This window comes from Pseudomonas sp. AFG_SD02_1510_Pfu_092 (assembly GCF_003331055.1).
GTDB lineage: Bacteria > Pseudomonadota > Gammaproteobacteria > Pseudomonadales > Pseudomonadaceae > Aquipseudomonas.
The window spans coordinates 1-742 of sequence record NZ_PUQD01000131.1 but is presented as its reverse complement, the minus strand read 5'-3'; the positions used below and the strand labels follow the sequence as shown (position 1 = coordinate 742).

The 742-nt window shown below is 66.2% G+C and carries 1 protein-coding gene; it reads left to right on the top strand.

Going from position 1 to position 742, the window contains the following annotated elements:
* The coding region (locus tag C6A77_RS25150) for an AMP-binding protein (protein ID WP_153064666.1) at nucleotides 1-742 on the top strand (742 nt) is incomplete at both ends.

Genomic DNA, 742 nt, shown 5'->3' with positions numbered 1-742 from the left:
ATACCGAGAACTTCGACGGCTACAGCGATGCCAACCCGAACATCGCCGTGGCGCCGCTGAACCTCGCCTACGTGATCTACACCTCTGGCTCCACCGGGCGGCCGAAAGGCGCCGGCAACAGCCACCAGGCCCTGGTCAACCGCCTGTGCTGGATGCAGAAGGCCTACGGCCTGGATGCCAGCGACAGCGTGCTGCAAAAGACCCCGTTCAGCTTCGATGTATCGGTGTGGGAATTCTTCTGGCCGCTGATGACCGGCGCACGCCTGGTCATCGCCCAACCGGGGGCGCACCGCGACCCGCAGCTGCTGGTCGACACCATCAACCATTACGCCATCAGCACCTTGCACTTCGTGCCGTCGATGCTGCAGGCGTTCATGACCCACGAAGCGGTGGAAAGCTGCGTCAGCCTCAAGCGCGTGGTGTGCAGCGGTGAAGCGCTGCCGGCCGAGCTGGCCCGGCAGACCTTGCAACGCCTGCCGGCGGCGGGCCTGTACAACTTGTACGGCCCGACCGAAGCGGCCATCGATGTGACCCACTGGACCTGCCAGGCGGACGAAAGCATCAGCGTGCCGATCGGCCAGCCGATCGACAACCTCAAAACCCACATCCTCGAAGGCAGCCTGCAACCGGCGGTGCGCGGTACTGCCGGCGAGCTGTACCTCGGTGGCGTGGGCCTGGCGCGGGGTTACCACCAACGCCCGGCGCTGACCGCCGAACGCTTCGTGCCGGACCCGTTCAGCGC